General features: G+C 46.2%; 4 protein-coding genes. All 4 read left to right on the top strand.

Annotated features, from left to right (window positions below):
- Positions 1-248 precede the first annotated feature (248 nt).
- Positions 249-1,091 carry an ABC transporter ATP-binding protein gene (locus MHN01_RS22645; protein WP_239413600.1) on the top strand — a complete coding sequence of 281 codons (843 nt, stop codon included), beginning with the start codon at positions 249-251 and terminating at the stop codon, positions 1,089-1,091.
- A complete protein-coding gene (locus tag MHN01_RS22640) occupies positions 1,088-2,029 on the top strand; it encodes an ABC transporter ATP-binding protein (protein ID WP_239413599.1) in 942 nt (313 codons plus the stop codon). Before MHN01_RS22645 ends, MHN01_RS22640 begins: the two co-directional genes overlap by 4 nt.
- Positions 2,026-2,499: a hypothetical protein gene (locus tag MHN01_RS22635; protein WP_239413597.1), complete on the top strand. Its 474-nt coding sequence runs from the start codon at positions 2,026-2,028 to the stop codon at positions 2,497-2,499. Before MHN01_RS22640 ends, MHN01_RS22635 begins: the two co-directional genes overlap by 4 nt.
- A 121-nt stretch (positions 2,500-2,620) precedes the next feature.
- Positions 2,621-3,076 (top strand): D-alanyl-D-alanine carboxypeptidase family protein (locus MHN01_RS22630; protein WP_239413596.1); only part of this gene is annotated, 456 nt, incomplete at its 3' end.

The following is a 3,076-nucleotide window of genomic DNA, read 5'->3' as shown; positions in this document are numbered from 1 at the left end:
TACGCCCAAGTTTACACATAGGCATTAGATATTAACGTGAAGCAAACCGATAAGCTGACCAAAACAAGCAACATCCCCTTAACAATTTTCAGTTGTATGGCTAAATGAGTAATCAACAGCGCAAATAATGAAACAGTTAATTAATTAATGTCGGCTCCATCACTTTCTCTATTTATTCACTTTACACCAAACACAAATGATAATAATTTGCATTGCGAATTAACTGAGTTTGTCTTAGGGAGAGAACCGTGGAACAGGCATTTCACCCCGAACCATTGGTAAGCGTTAGAGAATTGGAAGTCACCTATGTTACCGCTCAAGGTGACTTTCGTGCAGTAGATAACGTCAGCTTTGATATAGGTAAAAGCGAGATTTTTGGCCTTGCCGGTGAGTCAGGATGCGGCAAAAGTACGATTGCATTTGCCATTAACCGTCTGCATAAGCCGCCTGCCCTTATTACACATGGTCAAATTCACTACGACGACCTCGACCTCCTCACGCTTAGCGAAAGAGAGATGGGGATAATTCGCTGGAAAGAAATCGCTATGGTTTTCCAGAGCGCAATGAACTCCCTTAACCCGGTACTGCCCCTGAAGGAACAGTTTGCCGATGTCATGAGACACCACCTTGGCTACAGTAACGAACAGGCTAAAGATCGGGCAGAAAAGCTACTTGATTTAGTCAACATTCCCCGTGATCGATTATCTGACTATCCGCACCAGTTCAGTGGTGGTATGAGACAGCGGCTGGTTATTGCCATTGCACTCAGCCTGAACCCCAAACTGATCATTATGGATGAGCCAACCACCGCGCTTGATGTGGTTGTCCAGCGAGAAATACTGCAGCAAATCTATGAATTACGAACAGAGTTTGATTTCTCGGTACTGTTCATCACCCATGATCTTGCCCTCATGACCCAGCTTTGTGACCGCGTTGCCGTTATGCGCCAGGGTAAAATTGTTGAAGTTAATAGTTCCAAAGAGATCAGAAACAACCCACAGCACCCATATACACAACAACTATGGGCTTCATTCCCGAATATTCATGAAGAAGCCGATCACATTCGTGTCACAGAGGATATCACCCTATGAGCCAGCCAATTATAGAAGTGAAAAACGTTGTCAAAGAGTTTCTGGCAGGCGGCATGGGCTCGAAAGACATTTTCCGCGCACTCAATGACATCAGCTTCAAACTCTACAAGGGTCGTACCCTGGCGCTGGTCGGCGAATCCGGCTGCGGTAAAAGTACCTGTGCCAGGCTCATTACCAAAGTGCATGAGCCGACACAGGGAGAAATCTTATTTAACGGCAAGGATATTACCGACATCACATCGAGAAAAGAGCTCCTTGAGTATCGCGGTAAAGTGCAAATGATCTTCCAGGATCCATTCGGCTCGCTCAACCCTACTCACACGATTGAGCACCACTTGACTCGCCCTCTGCTCATCCACAAGCAAGTCAGCGATAAGCAAGCATTACGAGCAAAATTGGAAGAGCTGATGACGCTCGTCGAGTTGCCGGTTTCTGATCTGAGTAAATATCCTCACCAGCTCAGCGGCGGTCAGCGACAGCGTGTTAACCTGGCCCGTGCCATTGCCGTTGGGGCCGAGGTAATTCTGGCCGATGAACCCACCTCCATGCTGGATGTCTCTATTCGCCTCGACGTCCTCAACCTGATGAAACAGATGAAAGAGCAGATGGGCATTGGTTTTCTTTATATCACCCATGATCTGGCTACTGCCCATTATATTGCTGAAGAAACCGCAGTGATGTACCGTGGACGTATCGTGGAATGGGGAGACACTCGATCTATTCTGAGGAATCCAACTCATCCTTATACACGATTATTGATATCTGCCGTTCCGGATCCGGACTTACCTTTCCACCAACTTGTTGATTCTGAGCCAAACTATTCCTTAAGTGCGGATAAAATTCGTACACTTAGCCTTAAGGAAGTCGATGGCTATCAGCAAATCAGCGATAACCATTTCGTCGTTAATTGGGAGAACGAAAAGGAAAACGTTGCATGAATCAACTTAGCAGTTGGCTAGCCGGGATAAAATCCTGGTACCATCCACAGCAACAGTCTGATATTGACATCTTAGTTAACGCCGTTAGCCATGCACCGGAAGAAGTTTTCGGGCTAATAGAAAGCGAGCTTCACAGTGAGGCTCTTGCTTATTGGTTAGATGCCTGTACGCGGTTGAGTTACTACTATCAAGACCGTCAAGAGATAGACAAAGCCTTCAGCTATCTGCAGTTTGCTTATGCCAAGTTGCAAGATATGGCATGCAGACCAGAACTTGATAGTGATATGAAGCGCTGGTGCCTAAAAAAGCTGGACCGGATGATTGTCGCCATCGTGGAATTTTGTCAGCGCCAGTGCGAGACAAAATGGCAGCAGGAAAGTACACAGCTCATTGAACTACACGTGATGTTCATGGAAGGCCAGAACAACCTCAACCTAGCCTACTCCGATAACTACCCAGCAATTAAGTAATTTCCCGGAACACACTCAGCCTTACCAAACAGTAAGGCTGATGTAAAAATTATCCTCTCTTCACAAGTTTTTACTAAGCTAAAGATAGCGCAGCAAATAAGCTATTGAAGGTCTTAGAACTATGACGTTAAAGACAATTATCAAGCACTTCTTATTATTCTCTGTTTTCTGTAGCATTAGCATTTCCGCACTGGCCGAATCCATGCCCAGTCCACCAGAGATTGCCGCAAAAGCCTGGGTCTTGATGAGCTACGAGTCAGGTCAGGTCATCGCCAGTGAAAATGAACATGCATTGTTGGCACCGGCAAGCTTGACAAAGATAATGACAACCTACGTGGTGGGAATAGAGCTCAAGGCGGGACATATTGCAGCGAACGACAAAGTCATTATCAGCGAGAATGCATGGGGCCAGAAGTTTCCCGGCTCCTCTAAAATGTTTCTGAATATCGGTGACGAAGTCTCTGTTGATGATCTCAACCGCGGGGTGATTATTTCATCGGGTAACGATGCCACTGTTGCGCTTGCCGAGCATGTTGCTGGCCATCAGCCAGCATTTATCGAAATGATGAACCGCACG

This window comes from Photobacterium sp. OFAV2-7 (genome assembly GCF_022347985.1).
Taxonomy (GTDB): Bacteria; Pseudomonadota; Gammaproteobacteria; order Enterobacterales; family Vibrionaceae; genus Photobacterium.
The sequence above is the reverse complement of the archived record's forward strand: the minus strand, read 5'-3'. Positions and strand labels throughout refer to the sequence as shown.